General features: G+C 64.9%; 21 protein-coding genes. 14 read left to right on the forward strand and 7 right to left on the reverse strand.

Annotated elements, in window-relative coordinates:
- The first annotated feature begins 43 nt into the window (after window positions 1–43).
- The 3 genes from F1609_RS24145 to F1609_RS24155 all read left to right on the forward strand — a co-directional run bounded on the left by F1609_RS24145 (window position 44) and on the right by F1609_RS24155 (window position 5,944).
- Window positions 44–1,789, forward strand: coding sequence for an ABC transporter substrate-binding protein (locus F1609_RS24145; RefSeq protein ID WP_167079201.1), 1,746 nt, complete (start codon window positions 44–46; stop codon window positions 1,787–1,789).
- Window positions 1,790–1,999: 210 nt separating this feature from the next.
- The gene (locus tag F1609_RS24150; RefSeq protein WP_167079202.1) at window positions 2,000–4,828 is read left to right on the forward strand and encodes a TonB-dependent receptor domain-containing protein; all 2,829 of its coding nucleotides are present in this window, start codon (window positions 2,000–2,002) and stop codon (window positions 4,826–4,828) included.
- Window positions 4,829–4,984: 156 nt separating this feature from the next.
- Complete coding sequence (locus tag F1609_RS24155) at window positions 4,985–5,944, forward strand: S66 peptidase family protein (protein ID WP_229422029.1); 960 nt, start codon at window positions 4,985–4,987, stop codon at window positions 5,942–5,944.
- Between the two features lie 13 nt (window positions 5,945–5,957).
- Here F1609_RS24155 and F1609_RS24160 read toward each other — a convergent pair whose 3' ends face one another.
- Window positions 5,958–6,587 carry a hypothetical protein gene (locus tag F1609_RS24160; protein ID WP_243493104.1) on the reverse strand — a complete coding sequence of 210 codons (630 nt, stop codon included), beginning with the start codon at window positions 6,585–6,587 and terminating at the stop codon, window positions 5,958–5,960.
- Window positions 6,588–7,371: 784 nt separating this feature from the next.
- Here F1609_RS24160 and F1609_RS24165 point away from each other — a divergent pair.
- The 11 genes from F1609_RS24165 to F1609_RS24215 all read left to right on the forward strand — a co-directional run bounded on the left by F1609_RS24165 (window position 7,372) and on the right by F1609_RS24215 (window position 18,768).
- On the forward strand, window positions 7,372–9,903 hold the full coding sequence (locus F1609_RS24165; RefSeq protein ID WP_167079205.1) for a M4 family metallopeptidase: 2,532 nt from the start codon (window positions 7,372–7,374) through the stop codon (window positions 9,901–9,903).
- A 154-nt stretch (window positions 9,904–10,057) separates the two neighbouring features.
- The gene (locus F1609_RS24170; protein WP_167079206.1) at window positions 10,058–11,248 is read left to right on the forward strand and encodes a type II secretion system F family protein; all 1,191 of its coding nucleotides are present in this window, start codon (window positions 10,058–10,060) and stop codon (window positions 11,246–11,248) included.
- 98 nt (window positions 11,249–11,346) lie between these two features.
- A complete protein-coding gene (locus F1609_RS24175) occupies window positions 11,347–12,948 on the forward strand; it encodes a GspE/PulE family protein (protein WP_167079228.1) in 1,602 nt (533 codons plus the stop codon).
- Entirely contained in the window at window positions 12,935–13,741 is an 807-nt protein-coding gene (locus F1609_RS24180) for a hypothetical protein (protein WP_167079207.1), read from the forward strand. The genes F1609_RS24175 and F1609_RS24180 overlap by 14 nt, the downstream gene beginning before the upstream one ends.
- Window positions 13,742–14,293 (forward strand): PilN domain-containing protein, encoded by a 552-nt coding sequence (locus F1609_RS24185; RefSeq protein ID WP_167079208.1) that lies wholly within the window; start codon window positions 13,742–13,744, stop codon window positions 14,291–14,293.
- Window positions 14,281–14,895, forward strand: a complete 615-nt coding sequence (locus tag F1609_RS24190) for a type 4a pilus biogenesis protein PilO (protein WP_167079209.1) — start codon at window positions 14,281–14,283, stop codon at window positions 14,893–14,895. Before F1609_RS24185 ends, F1609_RS24190 begins: the two co-directional genes overlap by 13 nt.
- Complete coding sequence (locus F1609_RS24195; RefSeq protein ID WP_167079210.1) at window positions 14,892–15,440, forward strand: hypothetical protein; 549 nt, start codon at window positions 14,892–14,894, stop codon at window positions 15,438–15,440. The genes F1609_RS24190 and F1609_RS24195 overlap by 4 nt, the downstream gene beginning before the upstream one ends.
- Complete coding sequence (locus F1609_RS24200; protein WP_229422030.1) at window positions 15,437–17,389, forward strand: secretin GspD/PilQ domain-containing protein; 1,953 nt, start codon at window positions 15,437–15,439, stop codon at window positions 17,387–17,389. Before F1609_RS24195 ends, F1609_RS24200 begins: the two co-directional genes overlap by 4 nt.
- Entirely contained in the window at window positions 17,386–17,856 is a 471-nt protein-coding gene (locus tag F1609_RS24205) for a prepilin-type N-terminal cleavage/methylation domain-containing protein (RefSeq protein ID WP_370661665.1), read from the forward strand. Before F1609_RS24200 ends, F1609_RS24205 begins: the two co-directional genes overlap by 4 nt.
- Window positions 17,856–18,239, forward strand: a complete 384-nt coding sequence (locus tag F1609_RS24210) for a type IV pilin protein (RefSeq protein WP_370661666.1) — start codon at window positions 17,856–17,858, stop codon at window positions 18,237–18,239. Before F1609_RS24205 ends, F1609_RS24210 begins: the two co-directional genes overlap by 1 nt.
- Window positions 18,226–18,768 (forward strand): type II secretion system protein, encoded by a 543-nt coding sequence (locus tag F1609_RS24215; protein ID WP_167079212.1) that lies wholly within the window; start codon window positions 18,226–18,228, stop codon window positions 18,766–18,768. Before F1609_RS24210 ends, F1609_RS24215 begins: the two co-directional genes overlap by 14 nt.
- A gap of 30 nt (window positions 18,769–18,798) precedes the next feature.
- Here the strand turns inward: F1609_RS24215 and F1609_RS24220 are convergent, their stop codons facing one another.
- The 6 genes from F1609_RS24220 to F1609_RS24245 all read right to left on the reverse strand — a co-directional run bounded on the left by F1609_RS24220 (window position 18,799) and on the right by F1609_RS24245 (window position 23,804).
- Window positions 18,799–19,260 (reverse strand): DUF2846 domain-containing protein, encoded by a 462-nt coding sequence (locus tag F1609_RS24220; RefSeq protein ID WP_167079213.1) that lies wholly within the window; start codon window positions 19,258–19,260, stop codon window positions 18,799–18,801.
- Between the two features lie 477 nt (window positions 19,261–19,737).
- Entirely contained in the window at window positions 19,738–20,181 is a 444-nt protein-coding gene (locus tag F1609_RS24225) for an alpha-ketoglutarate-dependent dioxygenase AlkB (RefSeq protein ID WP_196785483.1), read from the reverse strand.
- A 91-nt stretch (window positions 20,182–20,272) separates the two neighbouring features.
- Window positions 20,273–21,295 carry an MORN repeat-containing protein gene (locus tag F1609_RS24230; protein ID WP_167079214.1) on the reverse strand — a complete coding sequence of 341 codons (1,023 nt, stop codon included), beginning with the start codon at window positions 21,293–21,295 and terminating at the stop codon, window positions 20,273–20,275.
- A gap of 140 nt (window positions 21,296–21,435) precedes the next feature.
- Window positions 21,436–21,984: a GNAT family N-acetyltransferase gene (locus F1609_RS24235; protein ID WP_167079215.1), complete on the reverse strand. Its 549-nt coding sequence runs from the start codon at window positions 21,982–21,984 to the stop codon at window positions 21,436–21,438.
- 3 nt (window positions 21,985–21,987) lie between these two features.
- A complete protein-coding gene (locus tag F1609_RS24240; RefSeq protein WP_167079216.1) occupies window positions 21,988–23,115 on the reverse strand; it encodes an acyl-CoA dehydrogenase family protein in 1,128 nt (375 codons plus the stop codon).
- Between the two features lie 20 nt (window positions 23,116–23,135).
- Complete coding sequence (locus tag F1609_RS24245; protein WP_167079217.1) at window positions 23,136–23,804, reverse strand: SDR family oxidoreductase; 669 nt, start codon at window positions 23,802–23,804, stop codon at window positions 23,136–23,138.
- Window positions 23,805–23,937: the final 133 nt, after the last annotated feature.

Consider the following 23,937-nt stretch of genomic DNA (forward strand, 5'->3'; position numbering starts at 1 on the left):
TCCGTCGTGGCCTATCATACGCACCGGACCACGAGGATTTGCCATGACGATTCGCCGCCGTATTGTTGCCCGCCTTGCCACCAGCGTTGCCGCCCTGCTGCTCGCCGCCCCCGCTCATGCGGCCACGGCTGCGGCGGAGAAGGTCTTGCACACCTTCCTGGCCAACAGCGAAACCGGGCTCGACCCGGCGGTGGCATCCGACATCGCCACCCTGAGCCTGCTCGAAAACCTGTTCGACCCGCTGCTGCGCTACGATGTCGATGCCCGTCCGGTTGCCCTGCGCGCCAACGCCGCCATGGCGCTGCCCGAGGTGAGCGCCGACGGCCTGGTGTACACCTTCCGCCTGCGTCCCGGCATGCGCTTCGCCGCCGACCCGGCTTTCAAGGGCCCGCCGCGCGAGGTGACCGCCGCCGACTATGTTTACAGTCTCAAGCGCCTGTACGACCCGGCCCTCAAGTCGCCGTGGCTGTTCCTGTTCGAGGGCAAGCTCAAGGGCGACGCCGCGCTCAAGGGCGCGTTCAGCCAGTCCACCGGGATTGCCGGCCTGCAAGCGCCCGATCGCCACACCCTGCGCATCACCCTCTCCGCGCCCGACAGGAATTTCCTGTTTTACCTGGCCATGCCGGCGTCAAGCGTGGTGGCGCGCGAAGTCATCGACGCCTATCCGGGCCAGGCCGGGAACCATCCGGTCGGCAGCGGCCCGTTCCGGCTGGGCGAATGGAAGCGCAGCGACAAGATCGTGCTGCTGGCCAACCGCGACTGGGGCGTGACATGGCAAGGCCAGCGCCTGCCGCTGCTGGACAAGGTCGAGGTGCGCATCGCCGAGGAATTCCAGGGGCGCATGCTGGGATTCCTGAGCGGCGAATACGATTACCTGGAGCAGGTGCCCGAATCGCTGACCGACATGGTGATCAGTCATGGCAAGCTGAAACCGGAGCTGGCCGCGCGCGGCATCGTGCTGAGCCGCTTTCCGGTGCTGCAGACCTATTATATGTGGATGAACATGGAAGACCCGCTGCTGGGCGGCTACGGCAAGGACAAGGTGGCCCTGCGCCGCGCGATTGCGCTCAGCTACGACAGCGCGGAGGATATCGGCCTGCTCAAGAAAGGCTTCGCCCTGCGCGCCGAGTCGCCGCTGCCGCCGAACGTGCTCGGCTACGATGCGGCCTACCGCACGCCGGTGCCGTACAACAAGGCGCTGGCCCAGGCGCTGCTGGAGCGCTTCGGCTACCGCCAGCGCGATCCGGACGGATTCCGGCGCGGCCCGGACGGCAAGCCCTTCACCCTGACCATGCACAGCGAAGCGACTGTCGGCGGGCGCCTGCGCGACGAACTCTGGCGCAAGAACCTGAACGCCATCGGCTTGCGCGTGGTGTTCCGGACCGACAAGAAGACCGACATCATCAAAGCCTCGCGCCTGGGCAAGGTGCAAATGTTCGAGAGCAACTGGATCGCCGATTTCCCCGATGGCGACAATTTTTATCAGCTGCTGTACGGCGGCAACCGAGGCCGCGCCAACTATGCGCGCTTCAATCTGCCCGCCTACAACGAGCGCTACGAACAGGCGCGCTTATTGGGCGACTCGCCGGCGCGCCAGACACTGTATGGCGAAATGAATCAATTGATCCACGCCTACAACCCGTGGGTGCCGCTGAGCCACCCGCTTTCTGCCGACCTGCAACATCCGTGGTTAAAAAACTACAAGCGCCACCCTGTCGAATTTACTACCTGGCGCTATCTCGAGATCGATCCGGAACAGCGCACCCGCGCCAGTAAAATGGCCCGGTAATGCACGCTGCATGACGGCGCAAGCCGTTCGGCGGGCCATTCGGCGGGCCATTCGGCGAGCCGTTCGGCGAGCCATTCCCTGAAGTTATAGTTGCTTCAGGAAATTTCATTGGCTGGCCCGGCGGCCAGCGCGTAGGCTCGTTCGATGCATGACGTCTTGCCAAGAAAAATAATGTGTGCTCACAGAGCATCGAAAACCCAAGGAGAAACCGTGAAGTTAAGCAAGCTAGCGCACACGATCGCCCTCATGTTCGTGGCCGGCTCAGCCGCCGCGCAGGCAGCCGACCAATCCATGGCGCGCGTCGAAATCACCGGCAGCAGCATCAAGCGCATCGCCCGCGAAGGCGCCCTGCCGGTCGAAGTGATTTCGCGCAAGCAGATCGAAGCCCAGGGTATCGTCAACGCCGAGCAACTGATCGCCACCCTGAACATCAACGGCAACGGTTCCGACAATCTGGCCAGCAACGCCGACGTCACCTCCGGCTCGCAGCGCGGCAACAATGGCGCGTCCTCGGCCAACCTGCGCGGCCAGGGCGCCGACAGCACCCTGGTGCTGCTCAACGGCCGCCGGGTCGCCACGCACGGCATGAAAGGTTCTGCGGTCGACCTCAACTCGATCCCCTTCGCGGCGGTCGACCGGGTGGAAGTGCTGAAAGACGGGGCCTCGGCTATCTACGGCACCGACGCCATCGGCGGCGTGATCAACTTCATCCTCAAGAAAAACTACAAGGGCCTGGAAGCGCAGGCGTTCACCGACGTGACCGAAGCCGGCGGCGGCAATATCGCCCGCTACCAGGTCACCGGCGGCTTCGGCGACTTGCAGGAACAGGGCTTCAATCTGCTGTTCGCCTTGTCCACCGGCGAAAACAAGGCCCTGCGCGGCGCCCAGCGCGGCTTTGTGAACACTTTCCAGCCCGACCGTGGCGTCTCGGTCGACACGCGCGGCACGCCGTTTGCCAACGTCTTCGCGACCAGCCTCGGCAACACCATTTTCAGCCGCGGCAGCAACACCGGTCCGGTCCGGCGTGGCACCAGCCAAGCCTATTCGGGCGTGAGCCTGCTCGACCTGCCGGGTGGCGCCGGCTGCGACTCTATCGACGGCATGGGCGCCTACGACGACAAGCTGTGGGATACGCCGTCGGGCGGCCTTGGCTGCGCCTGGGACACCGGGCGCGCCGCCGTGCTCCAGCAGCCCGTCAAGAACAGCAACTTCGTCACGCGCGCCACCATGCGCCGTGGCGGGCACGAGTTTTTTGCCGAACTGGTCGGCGCCAGGACCGAGGTCGCCAAGCGCTTTTCGCCGAACCAGATCTCGCCGGGCGCGGCCACCTTCCCGGCCAGCTCGTTCTATCCGAGCACGGGCGCGGCCTACAACGAGGTGTTCAACGCGCTGGTGGCCGAGTTCCCCTCGATTGAAGCCAACCGCGGCTTGCCGATCGCTTACCGCTGGCGCTGCATGGAATGCGGCGACCGCGAAATCGCCACCGAAAGCAAAGCCGGCCGCCTGCAACTGGGCGCGGACGGGCAGATCGGCAAATATGACTACAAGGTCGGCCTGGCGCGCGCCACCAGCGAGTCCGAATCGACCCTGGGCAACGGCTACAGCTACACGGCCCCGCTGGCGGCCGCGCTCGGCAGCGGCCTGATCAATCCCTTCCTGAAAGCCGGCCAGACCCAGACGCAGCAGGCGCTCGACCTGATCCGGGGCGCCTCGGCCGCCGGCGTCGTGCTGTACGGCGGCAAGACCACCCTGACCGCCTTCGACGCCTCGCTCTCGGGCGAGATCTATACCCTGCCGGCCGGCCCGATCATGGCCGCCGTGGGGACCGATATCCGCAAGGAAGAGTACAAATTCAACGGCGACCTGCGCAACATCGCCGAGCGGCGCGCCATCCTCAACGCACCGTTCGACGACGTCAATGCTCTGCCGCAAGTAAGCCGCGACATCCGCGCCTTCTACGCCGAGGTGCTGGTGCCGGTCACCAAGGAGCTGGACATCACCGTGGCGGCGCGCCAGGATCATTACTCGGGCTTCGGCAACACGCTCAATCCCAAAGTCTCGTTCCGTTACCAGCCGACCACGCAAGTGCTGTTCCGTGGATCGTATAACGAAGGTTTCCGCGCGCCCTCGTTCAATCAATTGTTCAACGGCATCACCGAATCGACCTACGCCGGCAAGGACCTGGCCGACCCGGGCAAGTGCGCCAGCGGCAAGGTCGATACCACGCGGCCCGGCTGCGAAGCGATCGGGCCGGTGATCCTGACCGGCGGCAAGCCGAATCTGGGACCGGAAACCTCCAGGCAGGGCACGGTCGGCGTGGTCTTCGAGCCGACCCCGCGTTTCTCGGCCAACATGGACATCTGGGAAGTACGGCGCTTCGAGACCATCAAGGAAGTCGACCTGCCGGTCATGCTGGCTAACTATGACCTGTTCAAGGAGCAGTTCTACCGCGACGAGGCCGGGGTCCTGGCCGGGATCGACCGGCGCTGGCTCAACACCGGCGCGTCGATCACGCGCGGCATCGAAGTCGGCGCCCGCACCAATGGCAAATTGTGGGCCGGTAACTGGGCAGTTGGCGTGGACGGTTCATACTTGCTCAAGAAAAAGAGCAAACCCCTGGAAACCGCGCCCTACAGCAAGGATGAAGTCGGCGTGTTCAGCTTTACGGGCGACCTCGGCCTGAAATGGAAGCACAGCGCCTATGTCACCTTCGCCAGGGGGCCGTGGAGCGCCATGTTCCAGAACGTGTATCGCAGCGGCTACACCGACCAGGTGCTGCCGGGCGTGGCCAGCGGACGCATCGTGCCGTCCAACTACAATCCGAAAGTGGACGCGTATTCGATCTTTCATGCCAGCCTGAGCTACACTGGCGTGAAAAACCTGACCTTGACGGCCGGGATCAAGAACCTGTTCGACGAGGATCCGCCATTCGCCATTACTTACGACGGCAACACCGGGGCCGGCAGCTCGTGGGAACCACGCGTGGCCGACCCGCGCGGGCGTTCGCTGACCCTGATGGCCAATTACAAGTTCCTCTGATGGTCCGGGCGGGCGGCCCTGCCATGGGCCGCCTTTCCGAAAGCATGCATGTCCCCTAGCGACAAGATCAGCCGGCGCGCCTTTGCGGGCCTCGCGGCCGGCGCAGTGTTGCTGCCTTCGACTGCGCAGAGTGCGTCACGTAGTTCCTCACGACATTTGCCGCGAACCCTGCTCAAACCGCCGCGCCTGCACGCTGGCGATGTGATCGGCCTCGTCGCGCCGGGCGGACGCATCAATGACGAAGCCATCACCTACGCGGTGGCGCGCATCGAAGCGCTGGGTTTCCGCGCCAAACTGTCGACAAACCTGCGCGCGGTGCATGGCGGCTACGCCGGCTCGGTGCAGCAGCGCGTCGACGATCTGCACGCCATGTTTACGGACCGCGAGGTCAAGGCGATCTGGTGCGTCCGGGGCGGCTCCGGCTGCATTTCCTTGCTGGCGCACATCGATTACGCCTTGATCCGCGCCAATCCCAAGATACTGCTGGGCTATTCCGACATCAGCGCCTTGCAGCTGGCCATCCTCAAGCAGGCGCGGCTGGTGACCTTTCACGGCCCGGTGGCCCTGTCGGGCCCCTCGGACTACGCGGTCGAGCACATGCTGGCCGTGCTGATGCATCCGCAGGACAGCTACACGATCCCGATGGCCGTGGAAAACAGCCGGCGCGCCCTGCTCGAACCGCATTTTTCCCTGCGCACGGTGACCAGCGGCCAAGCCACCGGCCCGCTCATCGGCGGCAACCTGAGCCTGGTCAGCGCGCTGATGGGCACGCCGTATGCGGCGGACTTCCGCAAAGCAATCTTATTCCTGGAAGAAGTCAACGAAGCGCCCTACCGGATCGACCGCTGGCTGACCCAGCTCGACCTGGCGGTGGGTTTGCGCCATGCGGCGGCGCTGATGATCGGCATTTGCGACAAGTGCGGGCCGGAAGATGAAGAACCGTCACTGACGCTCGATGAAACGCTGGATTTGCATCTGAAGCCGCTGGTGATCCCGGCCGTGAGCGGCTACTCGTTCGGCCACATCCGCCACCAGTTCACCCTGCCGCTCGGCGTCATGGCCCGCCTCGACACCGCCCGCCAGATCGTCACCCTGCTCGAGCCCGCCGTCTCCTGACACCAGCTGTTGGTCAGTGCGACACGATCTGCGACAGCACCGAAAACGCCGGCCCGGTCTGCGGCTGCTCCAGCAGCACGGTCAGCTCGGAAAAGGTGCACATCATGGTGACGATATTGATTTTGTTCCAAGCCAGTTTTTTCAGCACGCCGTGATAAATGCCGGGCGTTTTCAAGGCGTCGGGATTGAGGCGCAGGGTCAGCGCGGTCAGGTTTTCTACCCGCGCAATGTGGCGCTCGCTGGCAAAGGCCGATTCGACCAGGTGGATCAGCGGCCGGCTGCACACCACCAGTATCTCGTGCACCCCGCGCGTGACCGAGACAAAGCTGCCCGGATGGCGCTCGGCCAGGGCCAGCAGTTCGCGCTGGCATTCGTTGCTGTTGTCCGATAGCCGGTAGGTCACCAGGGTCAGGTCGGTGCGCGTGGTCAGTTCGCTGGTACGCGGCGAAATGACGATCGGCGGCGATTGCGCCGCCTGCTGCGGCAGGCGCTCGGACAGGCGCCGCAGCGCCATCACCACCGCCGCCTGCCCCACCGGCTTCCACAAATCCGATTCGAGCTGGGGCCGCAGCTGGCGTGCCAACTCCGACAGGTTGATCAGCCCGAGCGATATCCCTTCCGTCAGGAACGCTGATTCCGACACTATTTGCTCAACTTTGGTCGCGATCGAAAGCATCTCTCTCCGGTCCTCACATGGGTAGCCGCCGCCCGTCCACGCGCGCGACATGCGGGAAAAAGCCCTGTCGCTGCACGCGTCTGTTTGTCGCTCTGTTACCGTGAATAAGTTCTCTTCGACTGTCCAACTGGCACTACCCGCGTGCCGCACTCTCCTGCCGCACGTGCACCGTCGGCAAGTCGTTCAGGTTGGCTGGGTTTTCTGGGAATAGGGCTTGGGCAACAGCACCGGAGGAGGAGACAAACATGCCCATGCATAGGTGAGGTGTGACGTCATGATTTTCCCGTTAACTGATTGCGCTTTATCCGGAGTGTGCCCCGTGCGCTTTAATCCATGTTGCCTGAGAGTTTTTCCCGGCAACTGAGTTCGAGTGTAGACCGCATCCCCGTTCCAGCGCAATCGAATTGCGTTCGTTTTCCACGTGAATTGTTACATTTCCGCACGTCTTAGAGTGCAGCATCTAATAAATACCCTGTGGAAAAAATGCGTCACATTTACGTAAGTCAACAAAACATTCTTCAGGCAATTTGCCATGTATACCGTTCAGTTTCTCGAAAAGAATGTCTAAAACTGAACATTTGGTGTGCATACGACCAAATCAGCCATTTTTTTGACTTGGCTTAAGAAACAGGAATAGTGTGCATTCTCTCGCGTTCACCGGACCAACTCATCGGCGCGCTCGGGTGGCCGCCACAGCATCGTGGCCAGTAGCTTCATCTCATTCAATCACTGAACTACCAATGGAGAAATAATGAACTTCCGCAAAACTTTGCTCGCTGCGACGATTGCTGCACTGCCCCTGATGATGGTTGGCCAGGCCCTGGCGAATGCGCCGATCATGGCCGGTCCGACCGCCCTGCACTCGCCGCAACAGGGCCAGGCCCTGGTCGCCAAGCTGGCCGCCACCCGCGCCACCCACGGCCTCGACGCCGACCACGGCTTCTCCATCACGGTCCAGCATCCCGGCGTGATCGGCACCCGCATCAGCCGCGCCGCCCACACCTACAAAGGCGTGCGCGTATTCCAGTCCGAATCGGTGGTGGTGACCAACGATAACGGCGACATCGTCAGCGAGTCGATTTCCGACCGCCGCTCGGGCCTGGGCCAGGGTAGCGGCGGCAATGCCGCCCTGCGCGCACGCAGCGCCACCCTGAATGTGGTGCCGCAAGTGCAGGCCGCCAGCGCGATCGACATGGTCATCAAGAAAGTGTCGCCGAACGCTGTGCACCATGTGCCGCCGACCGCCGAACTGATCATCTATCCGATCGTCGTGACCAAGCGCGCGCCGGGCGCCCTGAACAAGTCCGAAGCCCAGCTCAACGCGGTCGACCTGGTGGAAGAAGTGAGCGACTACGCGCTGGCCTACCTGGTCAAGACGCGCATGATGGAAGGCATCCATCCGGTCTTCTACGACACCATCGTCAACGCCGCCGACGGCAGCGTGATCAAGCAATGGAAAGCGCTGCAGACCGTGGCCGGCACCGGCAAGAGCCAGTACAACGGCACCGTGCCGCTCAACACCAGCGAGTCCGGCGGCACCTTCACCATGAAGGATCCCTCGCGCGGCACCGGCGGCACCTACGGCATGATGGCCATCACCAACGCCAACAAGACCACCAGCGCCGGCCAGGTCTACACCAACACCACCAATACCTGGGGTGACGGCCTGCAATACAACGGCGGCAGCACCACCAACGCCAACGGCCAGACCGCAGCCGTGAACGCCATGTGGGGCTTGATGAATACCTACGACACCTTGAAAAACGTGCTCGGCTGGCAGTCCCTTGACGGCAACAATACGGCCACCTACATCGCCGCCCACGTCAACAGCAACTATGACAACGCCTACTACAGCGATGGCTGCAAGTGCATGTTCATCGGCGACGGCGGCAGCGCCTTCACCAGCCTCGGTTCGATCGACGTGATCGGCCACGAAATGGGCCACGGCGTAACCAACGCCACCTCCGACCTGACCTACAGCGGCGAATCGGGCGGCCTGAACGAATCGAGCTCCGACATCACCGGCGAAATGGTGGAAGCCTATGCGCGCGCCGGCGGCACCGGCACGGTGATTCCAAACACCGGCAACGACTGGTCGATGGGCAAGGAAATCGCCAAGTCCGGCAATCCGCTGCGCTATCTGTACAAGCCGAGCCTGGACGGTTCGAGCCCGAACGCCTGGAGCACCTCGCTCAAGAACCTGGACGTCCACTACAGCAGCGGCCCGAACAACCGCATGTTCTATTTCCTGTCGCAAGGCTCGAACGCCAGTTCCTCGTCCAACTACTACAGCCAGTACCTGGTCAAGAGCCCGGCCGCGATGACCGGCATCGGTAGCGACAAGGCCTTCCGCATCTGGTTCAAGGCCGCCACCACCAAGTTCACCGCCTCGACCAACTATGCCGACGCGCGCACCAAGGTGATCGCCGCCGCCAACGAACTGTATGGCGTGGGCAGCAAGGAAGCGATCGCCGTCACCCGTGCGTATGCGGCCATTAACGTCGGCGCCGACGTCGACGAAGGCGGCACCCCGGGCGGCGGCGTGACGATCAGCTCGCAGCCAGCGAGCGTGACCGTGCAAGCCGGTTCCACCGCCAACTTCTCGGTCACCGCCACCGGCGGCACCGCGCCGTACAAGTACCAGTGGCTGCGTAACGGCACGGCCATTGCCGGCGCCACCGGGCCGACCTACAGCCTGACCGCGCAGACCACCGACAACGGCGCCGTGTTCAGCGTGCGCGTGACCGATTCGGCCACCAGCCCGACCACCGCCACCAGTTCCAACGCCACCCTGACGGTGGGCGGCGGCGGCGGCAACGGCACCGAGCGCGTCGTCAACGGCGGCTTCGAGTCCGGCACCACCGGCTGGGCCGGCAGCACCGGCGCCATCGGCACCTTCAGCGGCCAGTCGGCCTACGAAGGCGCGCGTTACGCATGGCTGGGCGGCAACGGCACCACGAGCACCGAAACCCTGACCCAGTCGGTCGCCATTCCATCGACGGCCACCTCGGCGGCGCTGAGCTTCGCGCTGCATATCGATACCGCGGAAACCGAAAACGTGGCCTACGACCGCCTGACCGTCACGGTCAGGAATACGGCCGGCAGCGTGCTCGGCACCCTGGCCACGTACACCAACCTGAACAAGGCATCGGGCTACCAGGTCCGTACCTTCAACCTGCTGCCGTACAAAGGCCAGACCGTGACCCTGTCGTTCGCCGCGCGTGAAGACTCGTCGCTGCAAACCTCGTTCGTGGTCGACAAAGTGAGTCTGGTAACGCAATAAACCGGGTGACCCCACAAGAGGATGGCTGGCTGTCCGTCCTCTTTTTTCAGCCCCGGCTTCGGCCGGGGCTATTTTTCTTTTTGGAGGTGCGATGTCAACTGGATAAGCAGGTCTTTATCCGATGCAGGGATTCAATTAGTAAAAAGGGTTAACCATGCAGTTTCAACTCCAGGTCCAGGCCGCTGCCGCCGCAGGCAGCCGCCAGCATATCGCCATTGATGCCCCCAGCGAAGCCGATGCCATCCGCATTGCCGCGCGCAAGGGCTGGCGCGTGCTCGCCATCGAGCGCCCGCAGGCGCCAAGCGAGCCGCGCCGCAAGCAAGCGTTTCCGCTCATGCAGTTCAGCCAGGAGTTGCTGGCCTTGCTCGAAGCCGGGCTCAACCTCACCGAAGCCATCGCCACCTTGCACAACAAGGAAACCCAGCCCGGCACCCGCGCCACCATCGGCGCCATCCTGCAAACCCTACAACAGGGCAAGAGCTTGTCGGATACCTTGAACGATTTTCCCGCGATCTTCCCCGAAATCTACGTCGCCACCGTCCACGCGGCCGAGCGCTCCGGCAACCTGCCCGAAGCCCTCGGCCGTTTTGTCGCCTACCAGCTGCAATTCGAAGCGATCCGCAAGAAGCTGGTCTCGGCCGCCATCTATCCGGTCATGCTGCTGGTGGTCGGCAGCCTGGTCACCCTGTTCCTGCTCGGCTACGTGGTGCCGAAATTTAGCGTGGTGTACGAAACCTCGGGGCGCGACATTCCCTGGGCCTCGAAGATGATGCTCGGCTTCGGCCAGGTCATGGCGGCCCATCCCTTCCTGTTGCTCGGCGCGCTGGCCGCGCTGGTGGGCGCAATCGTGTTTGCGCTCGGGCACCCGGCGATCCGCCAGCGCCTCATTCTTGCGCTGCTGCGCCTGCCGGTGCTCAATGCGCGCGCGGCCGAATTTCGCCTGGCGCGCTTGTACCGTGCATTGAGCCTGCTGCTGCACGCCGGCATCCCCTTGTCCAAAGGGCTGGCCATGGTCTCGGCCATGCTGCTGCCCGGCCAGCAGCAGCAGCTCGACGCGGCGCGCCGCGCGGTGCAGGAAGGCATGCCGTTTTCCAGCGCGCTGGAACAGAACCAGCTGGCCACGCCGGTCGCGCAATCCTTGCTCAAGGTCGGCGAAAACACCGGCCGCCTGGGCGACATGCTGGAGCGCTCGGCCCGTTTTCACGATGAAGAATTTGCGCGCTGGGTGGACTGGGCTTCGCGCCTGCTCGAACCGCTCCTCATGACCTTCATCGGCGTGGTCATCGGCGGCGTGGTGGTGCTGATGTACATGCCGATTTTCGAACTGGCCGGGAGCCTGTCGTGAACGCGCCCGGCTTTCCGCATAATCCGGTGGCCAGCGTGCCGCTGTCGGCCGCACTGGTGCAGCAGGCGCGCCTGGCCGCACTAAGCCAGGGCCGGCCCATGCTGGCCATGCTCGAAGAGATGACCGGGCTGGAACCGGAAGCCTTCGTGGCCGAACTGGCCGCGCTGTTTTGCTATCCGCTGTGGACCATCGGCGCGCTGCAGGCCGGCACCCCGGCCTTTGGCCTGATGCCCTACACCGACTGCGCCCAGCGCGAGTGCGTGCTGATGGACGGCCCCGGCGCCGCGTCGGCGCCGGTGCTGGTCGTGGGCGACCCGTTCGCCGACGACACCCTGCAATGGGCCGATTGCGCCCTGCCCGCCGGCTTTAGCGTGGCGCTGACGCACCCGGACGAACTGACCGCCTATCTGGCGCAGCAGGAGAATGTGCAGCAAGCCATGGCCGGCATGGGCGGCGACGCCGATCAGGTCGAGAGCTTCGACCAGAGCATCGAAGACATCTCGCTGGTGCGCATCAGCGAAGACAGCAGCCCGGTGGTCAAGCTGGTCAACTCCACCATCTACGACGCGCTCAAGTTCCAGGCCAGCGACATCCACCTCGAATGCGACGGCGACAAGCTGATCATCAAATACCGGGTCGACGGGGTGCTGGTGCAGGCCGGCCAGGTGCAGGGCTTGCAGATGGCCGAACAGATCATCTCGCGCATCAAGGTCATGGCCGACCTGGATATCGCCGAACGCCGCATTCCACAGGACGGCCGCTTCAAGGTGCGCGTCAAGGGCGCCGAGATCGACTTCCGCGTCTCGATCATGCCGAATATTTTTGGCGAAGACGCGGTGCTGCGCCTCTTGGACCGGCGCGCCCTGACCGAGGCGGCCCAGTCGCTGCGCCTGGAAAGCCTGGGCCTGAACGCCGACGCCATTGTGCTGATCCGGCGCCTGGCGGCCAAGCCGCACGGCATGCTGCTGGTGACCGGCCCGACCGGCTCCGGCAAGACCACCACCCTGTACGCGGCCATCACCGAAATCAACACGGGGCGCGACAAGATCGTCACCATCGAAGACCCGGTCGAATACCGGCTGCCGCGCGTGCTGCAAATTCCGGTCAACGAAAAGAAGGGCCTGACCTTTGCGCGCGGCCTGCGCTCGATTTTGCGGCACGACCCCGACAAGATCATGATCGGCGAAATCCGCGACGACGAAACCGCGCAGATCGCGGTGCAGGCCGCGCTCACCGGCCACCTGGTGTTCACCACCCTGCACGCCAACAACGTGTTCGACGTGGTCGGACGCTTCCTGCACATGGGCGTGGACGCCTACAGCTTCGCCGCCGCGCTGAACGGCATCGTGGCGCAGCGCCTGCTGCGCCTCAATTGCGAACACTGCGCGGTGGCGGTCCCGCCCGACCCGGACGAACTGCGCGACAGCGGCCTGGCGCCCGACCAGGTGCAAGGCTGGCGCTTCAAGCTTGGGGCCGGCTGCGGCCACTGCCGCGGCACCGGCTACAAGGGCCGCAAGGCGGTGGCCGAAGTGTTGATGCTCAACGACGCCATGCGCGAAATGATCACCACCCGCGCCCCGGTCAGCCGCATGAAGGAAGAAGCCGCGCGCGCCGGCATCCGCCTGGTGCGCGAGGCCGCGCTGGACCTGGTGCGCCAGGGAGAAACCACATTGATGGAGCTAAACCGTGTCACTTACTGAACTCTTCTCGAGCCGCACCGTGTGCGTCTCGCTCGCCCCCGACCTGCTCACCGCCGTGGTCCGCAGCGGCAAACGCATCGTCGCCCACAGCGAAGTACGGATTCCCCTCGACCAGACCGACGGCAAATGGGATGGCGCGCTGGCCGCCTTCGGCGCCTACCTGCGCACCGCCGGCGTGACCCTGAAAGGCGTGCCGGTCTCGGTCGCCCTGACCACGCGCTGGTGCCAGCTGGCCATGATCCCGTGGAGCGACGCCCTGCTGCACCATGGCTCGGCGCAGCGCTTCCAGCAAGCCCAGTTCATCGGCATCTACGGCGACGCCGCGCGCACCTGGGCCATCGTCTGCGACGACGCGCCGTACGGCCAGCCGCGCCTGGCCTGCGCCATCGAACGCGACTTCCTGCAAGGCCTGCAAGACGTGGCGCGCGAGTGCGGCCACCCGTGCATGGCGATCGAATCGGTGCTCTCGATCACCTGGCGCGCCATCGCTTCAAGCGCCCCGCAGGCCTTTGCCCTGGTCGAACCGGGCCGCCTGGTGCTGGCCGCCGCCGCCAACGGCCGCATTCACGCGGTGCAGGCGCAAGCCCTGCGCGGCCCGTGGGAAAACGAACTGCCGCAGGCGTGGCAGCGCTGGACCCTGCGCGCGCCCGAACTGGGCGAGATCGCGCAGGTGGCGCTGGTGACCCTCGACGAACGGCCGCCAGTGCAGGCGCTGCCCGAGCACTTCGACATGGTCAAGCTGCCACCGGCCCCGGCGCCCGGCTACGCCGCCGTCGCCATGATGAGGTGCTGAATGGCGCTGACCCGGCTCAATTTTGTGCAGGACGCGCAAGCGCCCAGGGGCTGGCGCCTGGCCTTGCTGGCCGGCGGCCTGCTGGCGCTTGGCGTGGCCGGCGTCGACTGGATGCTGCAGGCGCGCCAGGCCGGCGCCCTGGACGCGCAGCTGGCCCAGGTCGCCCCGCGCGAAGCGCCGCGGGTGCGCCTGTCGGAAGCCGACCAGCGCGCCCAGGAGCGCCAGCTGGCGATTATCGGCGACGCCGTGCGCCAGTTGAATTTGCCGGTCACGCGCCTGGTCAACAGGGTGCAGGCGCCGCTTGATATCCACGTCGCGCTGCTCGGCATGGACTTGAGCAGCAAACCGGAAGACGGCTCGAAGGGAGGCAGCGCGGCCGGCGGCCTGAAGATCGCCGCCGAAGCCGAAAGCGCGGCCGACATGATGAACTACGTGGCCTACCTCAACGAGCAAACCCTGTTCACCTCCGTGTACCTGGTCAAGCATGAACTGAACGGCGCGGCGGCCAACCGGCCATACCGTTTTCAACTGGAGGCGCAATGGCAGGACTGAAAATCGCCAGCGCTGCGCGCCAGGCGGGCGCGCCCTCGATGCTGGCTGCGCGTGTGGCCTGGGATGCGCGCCGGATTGGCAAGCGCCTGGGCTGGGGCGCCGCCGTCGGCGCCTGCGCGCTGGCGGCGGCCGTCCTGTGCGCGTGGCAGGCGCAGCGCCTCGAAGCGCGCCAGCTCGAACTGGCGCAGGCCATCAGCGCCGCGCGCGCCGCCAGGCCCGCGCAGCAACGGGTGGCGCTGCCCGACGGCGCGCGCCGCGTGGCCGCCTTCTACGCCTGGCTGCCGGCCCATGAAACGATTCCCGACCTGCTCAAGCAACTGGTCGACATCGCCGCCAAAAACGGCGTGGTGCTGGCCAAGGCCGACTACAAGGCCCAGGCCGAGGATGGCGCGGACTTTCTGCGCTACCAGATCACCTTGCCGATCAAGGCCGATTACGCCAGGGTGCAGGCGTTCATCGTCGGCGCGCTGCGCGACATGCCGGCCCTGACGCTCGATTCGGTCACATTCAAGCGCGAGCAGATCGACAGCGGCGAAGTCGAAGCGCGCGTGCATTTCAACCTGCTGGTCAGGAAGGCCGCAGCAAAAGGAGGACGCCAATGAAAAAAATGACGATGGCGGCGGCGTTGGGCGTGACGCTGCTGGCCTGCTATTTCGCACCCGATGACGATACCGACATCATCGCCCCGGCCCAGGCGCGCACCATCGCCCCGGCGCCGTTCGCGACGTCGGCGATCGTGCAGGCGGTGGCGCAGGAAAGCGAGGCCCAAACGCTCGAGATTCGCCCGCGCGGGCAGGACGAAGAGCTGGGCAACGCCTTTGCGCGCCAGAGCTGGCAGGGGCAGGCAGCGGTAGCGCAGGCCGCGCCGCTCAAGCCGGCCGACAGCGCCGTCACCAAGCCGGTGCAGGCCAGGGCGGCCGCCAGCGCCGGCGGCGCGCCGGAACTGCCGATCCGCCTGCTGGGGCGCTTTCTTGACGATGGCAGGCAAGCCTACTTTTTACAGGTCGAGGAACGCAACGTGGTCGCCTACGTGGGCGACAAGATCGACGACAGCTACACCTTCGACAGCGCCGAAACGGATACCCTGACCTTCACGTATCTGCCGCTCCAGAAAAAACAGACACTCGCAGTAGGGGAGATGAATTGAATCGCACACTGACTGGTACCACCTTGCGCATGCTGGCTTTGAGCGTCGCGCTGGCCGCCTGCGCCGGCCCGCAGAGCTTCAAGGAAGGCAAGGCCCTGATCGAGCAGGGACAAGTCGAGCAAGGCCTGGCCAAGCTCGAAGAAGCGGTGCGCCAGGACCCCGGCAACGCCGAATACCGGATCGGTTATCTGAACCGCAAGGCCAGCATCGTCAATGCCCTGAACGGGCGCGCCGACCAACTGCGTAGCCAGGGCAATTATGCCGGGGCCGCCAAGCTCGCGGCCCAGGTGCTGGCGATCGATCCGGCCAACGCGGTCGCGCAGCACGGCATGCAGGCGGGGGCGCTGGAACAGCGCCACAAGGAGATGGTGGCCGGCGCCGAAGCGTCGTGGCGGCGCGCCGGCGAGGCCGACCTGGCACAGGCGCTCGAAGCGCTGCGCGTGGTGCTGCAGGAACGCCCCAACCAGCGCGACGCGCTGGCGCTCAGGAGCCGCATCGCCGACGAACAGGCAAAAAAGAACGCCGGCGGCGGCAAGCTGGCCGCCGCCTACAAAAAACCCGTGACCTTGGAGTTTCGCGATGCACCGGTGCGCTCGGTGTTCGACTTCCTGGGCAAGGTCGCGGGCCTGAACTTCGTGTTCGACCGCGATGTGGACCCGGCCATCCGCACCACCATCTCGGTGCGCAATACCAGCCTGGAAGAAGCGATCCGCATGCTGCTCTCGGCCAACCAGCTCGAACAGACGGTGACGGGCGAGCGTTCCATCACCATCTATCCGAACACCGCGCAAAAGGTGAAGGACTACCAGCAGCTGGTGGTGCGCAGTTTTTACCTGACCAATGCCGACGCCAAGACCGTCTCGTTTTCGATCAAGACCCTGCTCAAGGCCAAGGACATCGTCACCGACGACCGCCTCGGCATCATCATGATGCGCGACACGCCCGACATGATCCGCATGGCCGAACGCATCATCGCCATGCAGGACATGGCCGACCCGGAAGTCATGCTCGAAGTCGAGGTGCTGGAAGTGAAACGCACGCGCCTCATGGAGCTGGGCGTGCGCTGGCCCGACAAGGCCACCCTGAGCCTGGCCAGCGTGGGCGACAGCCTCAAACCCCTGACCCTGGCGGACCTGGGCGGCATCAACCGCGGGCGCATCAACGTTGCCGTCGGCAGCGCCACCATCAGCGCCAACCAGGTCGACAGCGACAGCAACATCCTGGCCAATCCGCGCATCCGCGTGCGCAACAAGGAAAAGGCCAAGGTGCTGATCGGCGACCGGGTGCCGGTCATTACCGTTACCACCAACAACGGCGTGAGCTCCGACAGCGTGAACTACGTCGACGTCGGCCTCAAGCTCGATGTCGAACCGAACGTGCATCTCGATGACGAAGTGGCGATCAAGATCAACCTGGAAGTGAGCAACGTGGTCAAGGAAGTGATCAGTAAATCCGGCACGCAGGCGTACCAGATCGGCACGCGCAGCGCGGGCACGGTGCTGCGCCTGCGCGATGGCGAAACCCAGGTGCTGGCGGGCCTGATCAGCGACGAGGACCGGCGCAGCGCCGACAAGCTGCCCGGCCTGGGCGAGCTGCCGGTGCTCAAGCGCCTGTTCGGCAGCCACAAGGACGACACCTCGCGCAGCGAGATCGTGCTGTCGATCACGCCGCGCATTTTGCGCGGGATGCGCCGCCCCGATTTGACGACCGCGCAGTTCGACTCCGGGACCGAATCGAACGTGGGCGGTGTCGGGCCAGGTCCGGGCGGTGGCGCTGCCGGCGCCGGTGCGGCCTCGCCCCAGGCCGCGCAGCCGCAGCCGGTGGAAGCGCCGCCGCCGGCGCCGTCGGCCATGACCGGCAACGACGAGCCGGCGCCGCAGCCCCAGAGCGGCGACGCAGGCACCGGCAAGCCCCCCGGCGCCGATGCGCCGCGCAAGGTGATCCAGTGAAGGCGCGCGGCTTCACCTTCATCGAGCTGATGATCACCTTGGCGATCATGGGAACGCTGGCGGTGGTGGCGGTGCCGATGGCGCAGGTGGCGGTGCAGCGCGAAAAGGAGCGCAGCCTGCGCAGCGCCCTGATCGAGATCCGCGAAGGGTTAGAGGCGTACAAAAAGGCCGCCGACCTTGGCCGCATCAAGATCGCGTCCGGCGACTCGGGCTATCCGAAAAAGCTGGAGGAACTGGTCGAGGGCGTGCCCGACCAGCTCAGTCCCGCCAAGAAGAACATGTATTTTCTGCGGCGCCTGCCGCGCGATCCGTTTGCCGCGCCAAGCCAGGAACGCGCCGCCGATACCTGGGCCAAGCGCGCGTATTCCTCGCCGCCCGATAACCCGAGCGAGGGCGAGGATGTGTTCGACGTCAGTTCGCGTTCGGCGGCGCTGGGATTGAATGGCGTGCCGCACAAACAATGGTGATGACAATGAAAAGAAAACACGCTGGATTCACCCTGGTCGAACTGCTGGTGGTGATGGCGATCATCGCGACCCTCTTGAGCATCGCCGTGCCGCGCTATTTCGGTTCGGTCGACAAGTCGAAGGAAGTCGCGCTCAGGGAAAACCTGCAGGTGCTGCGGGTGGGGATCGACAAATTTTATGGCGACAAGGGCGTCTATCCCTCCTCGCTGGGCGAGCTGGTGACGCACAAATATTTTCGTGCGGTGCCGGTCGATCCGGTCACCGAATCGAGCTTGACGTGGCAGCCGGTGGCGTCGGGCGATCCGGACAAGCCGGGCGTGGCCGATATCCGCAGCGGCGCGCGCGGCAAGACGCGCGAGGGCGTGCCGTATGAACAGCTGTGAACGCGGGTTTGCCTACATCTGGACCCTGCTGCTGGTCGCCTTCATGGGCATCGGCAGCAGCATCGCCAGCGAGCTGTATTCGACTTCGGTACGGCGCGACAAGGAGCGCGAGCTGCTGTTCATCGGCCACGAATTCCGCGCCGCCATCGCGCGCTATCACGGCAGCGCCGCCGCCGGCCCGCAGATGTATCCCCTGACCTTGCAGGACCTGGTCAAGGACCCGCGCTTCCCGAATGCCAAACGGCATCTGCGGCGCCTGTACGCGGACCCGGTCACCGGCAAGGCCGATTGGGGTTTGATCCGGGTCGAGGGGCGCATCGTGGGCGTGCATTCGCTGTCGCAGCGCGCGCCGATGAAGGTCGACAATTTCGACGATCACGACAGCGGCTTCAAGGGCAAGGGACGCTATGCGGACTGGACCTTCGTCTATCCGCACGATATGTTCATCCCGCCGCAGGAGGGCGCGGAAGGAAAGAACGGCGGGCCGCTGCGCATCGGCGAGCTGCCCAGGCCGGGTGCGCCGCGCTGACTCTGCTTGCAGAGGGCGCGGCTGACTTGATTACTTCGCGCTGCACTTGCCTTGTTTCGCCAACTCGAGTTTTGCCACGTCGATTTTGCCTTGCTCTTCAGACATTTGCTCAACGCCCGCGCCGCCGACCAGGGCACCCATCTTGATGTACTGACGGATAAAGTAGTTTTTACCGGTATCGAGCGTCAATTCCAGGGTATTTGGGGAAAACTCGGATTCGGTATCGATCTTGTGCGCTTTTCCGCCTTCGACTTCAGCGTAGAAGAACACATTCGGTGCGCTTTCGCCGATGCATTTACCGTCGATCCAGATGTCTTTTTTGAGCGCCTGACCCAGGATGCTGTTGCGATAAACGTAAACACCAGCGTTGTTTGCGCTCGGAGCGTTGAACTGTTTTGCCTTTGCTGATTCTTCTTTGGTAGCCATATCGACGGATGCACAACCGGTGACGAACAGGGTTGCGGTGAGGATAACGAGAGCGCCGATTTTCATGTAATTAATTTCCGATGGTGTGCTGCAAGCCGGCATTCTTGGCGCCAGTCTTGCGGGGGAGAGAAGACGAACTTGTGTAACGACGGTATTGTGATATTGAAATCAAATTGACACAAGGAAACTGTTGTTTTTTTGAGATGTCGCAGTCAAGACATTTTCCGGATGTGCCGGTGCCTGACTGCGCGCAGGCGGGTTGTGCCAATCGCGTGTTCTACCTGAGGTGGGTGAACTCAGGCTCCTTCACTGACTGGGAAAGAGTTATTTGATTGATATTCCAGCGAATGGTTCCGCGCGCCGCGGGCAGCGTGTCCGGCTAGGAGCCTGCGCGGCAGAAGCTCGTCGGCCGAAACGGGTGGAGAAAAGTCCCACTTCCCACCCATTTCTCGGTCTGTAGCTAGGCTACAGACCTCAAAAGTGGGTGTGAATTGGGTTCTTTTCCCACGCGTTTCGCCTCGACTCCTTCTGCCGCGCAGGCTCCTAGCGCCGGATCGCGCGAAAGGTCAGGCTGATGCGCTCGCCAGCCTGCGGGTCTTTGGGAATCGCATGCAGCCAGTCCTGCTGCACTTGCCCCGACATATAGAGCAGCGAGCCGTTCGGCAGCGGATAGTCGACCCGCAGCGTTTTGTCCACCTTGCTGCGGTAGGCAATCGCGCGCACGCTGCCGAGCGAAATGATGGCCACGCCGGTGCCGTCGGCCAGGCCATCGGTTTCGTCGGAATGGAAGCCCATCGACGCGGCGCCGTCGGGGTAGTAATTGAGCAGGCAGTTGTTCGGCCGGAAGCCAAGTTCGCCTTCGAGGCGCGCGCACAGGGCGTCGAGCGGCGCCGGCATCGGCACGTCCTCGTAGGCGATCTGCGCATAGTCGTAGCTGGCGCCGTAACTGGCCGTCTTGCGCGCCTTCATGCGCTCGTCCCAGGCCACGCCGCTCTTGAGCGCGGCGAACAGGGCATCCGGATCGGCGATGAAGCCGGGCTGAGGCGAATCGGCGGCAGTTGCATTGGCGTGTACCCGGTCAGTGCAAGCCGCGGGTAAAGACCATGGTGTACGGAAAGGGCATCGAGCACGGTTTGCCCGAGCAGCGCGCCGGCTTGTATTTCTCTTTCATGACCACGAAGCCCGCCATTTCGGACAGCTTGGCGTCCGGCGTCACATACACATTGACCGACTCGGCATTGCCCTCGCTGTCGACCATGACCACCATGCTCAGCAGGCCGAATTCCGGATCGCGCGAGTTGAGCTTGTGGATTGCGCTATGCACGTGGCCTTTGCCGAGCAGCGGATAAGGCGGCTCGTCCGCCGGATCGAGCATGGGGTACCAGCGGCGCACGACGCTTCGCTCGGCGTCGGTCAATTGTTCGTACGATGCATTGAAAGGCACCGACTCGCCGGTGACAATCTTGTGCGGGATGTGCGAGCCCAGGCGCGGCTGTTCCGACTTGATGCTGTATCCCTTGGGTGGCTGCGTAGCCGGCACCGGCGCGGCCGGCGCGCTCGCTTTGCCCTGCCCGTCATCGGGCGCCTGGCTGACGGCGGCGCTGCCGACCCGCCGTCCGCTCGAATACAGCGCCACGCCACTGCCGGTCGGGCGGTCGTTCTTCCATTCGCCGTCGTAGCGCCCGCCCAGGGTGTAGACGATGGCGCCCTTGCCCTCGCGCTTGCCGGCTTTCCATTGGCCCTCGTAGCGGTCGCCGAACTGGTTGACCGAGGTGCCGGCGCCGTCGCGCAGGCCGTCGCGGAACTCGCCATCGTATTCGTAGCCCGGGTAGTACATCAGGTAGCCCTTGCCATGCGGCCGTCCCTGTTCGACCATCCCTTCGTAGCGCCAGGTGTCGACGTCGATGGTGCGCTTTTCGATCACGCCCACGCCGTGCGCGTAACCGTCCTTGCATGGCCCTTGCCAGCGCATGTAATCGCCCTTGGCCGCGTCGGGCAGGGCCAGCTTGCAGTCTTCCTCGGCGTGCGCCGCCAGCGGCAGCAGCAGGGACATAAGCAGGGCGGAAACGGGAAGCAACAGCGCGCGCGATGAAATAGGCATGGCGGATTCTTTCAATCAAACAAATGGGAGAGCTTGTTTGATTGAGCGGTGGGTGAATGGTTCCGCATATTGACACGATCTCCACAGCTTTTGGAAGAAACATTGTCATTTGTACCCTGACTGGGTAGTACGGGCAATGTTCAGCGAAGCGCGAGCGACATGAAGGTGTAGCCGAGCGATTCGCCGTCGATGCGGAACATGTCGGCCGCCTCTCCCGTCTGCACGAAGCCGCAGCGCGCGTACAGCTGGCGCGCGGGCAGGTTCACCGACAGCACTTCGAGGTCGATCCAGTCGAGCTCCGCCTCGCTGGCCGCCCACGCCGCCGCCACGGCGATCAGGCGGGCTCCCAGGCCCTGCTTGCGGGCGTTGCGGTGCACGCCCATGCCGAGCAGCGCGCGGTGCGCGCAGGCGCCCTCTGGACGCGCGCGCAGGTCGATGTGGCCCAGGATGGCGCCGTCGCTATCGAACGCCAGCCATAGCCTGCGCCAGCCGGGCTGCCCGAGGGCCGCCGCGCAGGCGCTGCGAAACGCCTTTTCGCGCTCGGGACCGAAGCGCGAGGCGGCGCGCGGCATCGGCATGAACAGCGCCGTGGCGCCGCTGCCGTTGTCGCGCAGGTGGTCGTCCAGGTAGGCGAAGAAGCGATCCAGGTCGTCGCTGGTGGCTGGCCGGATAAGTGCTTCGCCCGCCATGCTTCAGAGCGCCCGCGCGATCAGGATTTTCTGGATGTCGCTGGTGCCTTCGTAGATCTGGCACACGCGCACATCGCGGTAGATGCGCTCGACCGGGAAGTCGCTCACGTAGCCATAGCCGCCGTGCACCTGGATCGCGTCGGAGCAGACCCGTTCGGCCATTTCGGAGGCGAACAGCTTGGCCATCGCGGCTTCTTTCAGGCAGGGCAGGCCGGCATCCTTCATCGAGGCGGCGTGGCGGATCAACTGGCGCGCGGCCTCGATCTGGGTGGCCATCTCGGACAGCTTGAACTGCACCGACTGGTGCTCGAAAATCGGTTTGCCGAAGCTTTCGCGCTCGCGCGCGTACACCAGCGCCGCCTCGAACGCGGCGCGCGCCATGCCGACCGCCTGCGAGGCGATGCCAATGCGCCCGCCCTCGAGGCCCGACAGGGCGATCTTGTAGCCCTGGCCTTCTTCGCCAATCAGGTTGGCGGCCGGGATGCGGCAGTTCTCGAACAGGATCTGCGCCGTGTCCGACGAGTGCTGGCCCATCTTCTGTTCCAGGCCGGCCACGATGTAGCCGGGGGTGGCGGTCGGCACCCAGAACGCGCTGATGCCCTTCTTGCCGGCCGCCTTGTCGGTGACCGCCATGACGATCGCCACATCGGCGTATTTGCCGCTGGTGATGAACTGCTTGGTGCCGTTCAAGACATATTCGTCGCCTTCGCGCGTGGCGGTGGTGCGCAGCGCCGAGGCGTCGCTGCCGGTGTGCGGCTCGGTCAGCGCGAACGCGCCCAGCATGGCGCCTTGCGCCAGCGGCCGCAGCCACTGCTCTTTTTGCGCGTCGTTCGCATACATCATGGCGATGCTGCACACCGGGCAGTTGTTGACCGAGATGATGGTCGAGGTGCCGCCGTCGCCGGCCGCGATTTCTTCGAGCACCAGCGCCAAGGACACGTAGTCAAGGCCGGCGCCGCCCAGTTCCTCGGGCACCGCCACGCCGAACGCGCCGAGCGCGGCCAGCTCCTTCAGTTCTTGCTTGGGAAAGTAGTGCTCCTTGTCCCAGCGCGCGGCGTTGGGGGCAAGGCGCTCCTGCGAAAAGCTGCGCAGGGCGTCGCGGATCATCTGGTGTTCTTCGGTCAGTATCATGGGTTTCGCTTGGGTTGGGCTTACCAGGGAAGTGGCGTGCCGTCGTAATTGAGGAAGCTGCCGTTGGCGGCAAGGTCAAGGCCGGCCAGGGTGGCGCGCAGGCCGGCCGCGCTTTGTCCGGGCGTGATGTCGGCCCCGGGGCCGCCCATGTCGGTCTGGACCCAGCCCGGATGGAAGGCGACGCAGGTCGCGCCCTTGGGGCCGAAGCGGATGCTGGTATCGACCAGCACCGAATTTAACGCCGCCTTGCTGGCGCGGTACAGGGTGCCGGAAGCGCTGCCGCGCCCGCCCATCGAGGCCATGCGCGAGGAGATCACGGCCAGCTTACCGCGTGCCTCGGCCACCATCGGCGCGATCACGGGCAAGAGGCGCAGGGCAGCCAGCACGTTGGTGTGCATGACGGCGTCGAAGTCGTCTTGCGTCGGAAAGCCGTCGTGGCGCGGGCCGTACACGCCGGCGTTGAGGAAGGCGGCGTCGAGCAGTTCGCCGTCCAGGTTCCAGCCCAGCGCGGCGATCGAGTCGGCGCTGGTGACATCGAGCTGGTACGGATGCGCGCCGATGGCGCCGAGGGCGGCGCAGTCGTCGCTGTTGCGGGCGGTGGCGAGCACGCGCCAGCCGTCGGCCAGGTACTGGCGCACCAGTTCGCGGCCGATGCCGCGCGAGGCGCCGATGATGAGTGCTGTTGGCATAGATCTTTCGTAGCTAAAAACCGTAGCTACGTCGTCCCCCCCAAGGCGGGGGTGCCAATGCCCCAGGGGCAGGGGGGGGATAGGAGCCCCCCATCGCGGGGGCCCCGGCGCGAACGCCCGATGGGCAAACCCC

Origin of the sequence: Massilia aquatica (assembly GCF_011682045.1) — a bacterium.
GTDB classification, from domain to species: domain Bacteria; phylum Pseudomonadota; class Gammaproteobacteria; order Burkholderiales; family Burkholderiaceae_D; genus Telluria_A; species Telluria_A aquatica.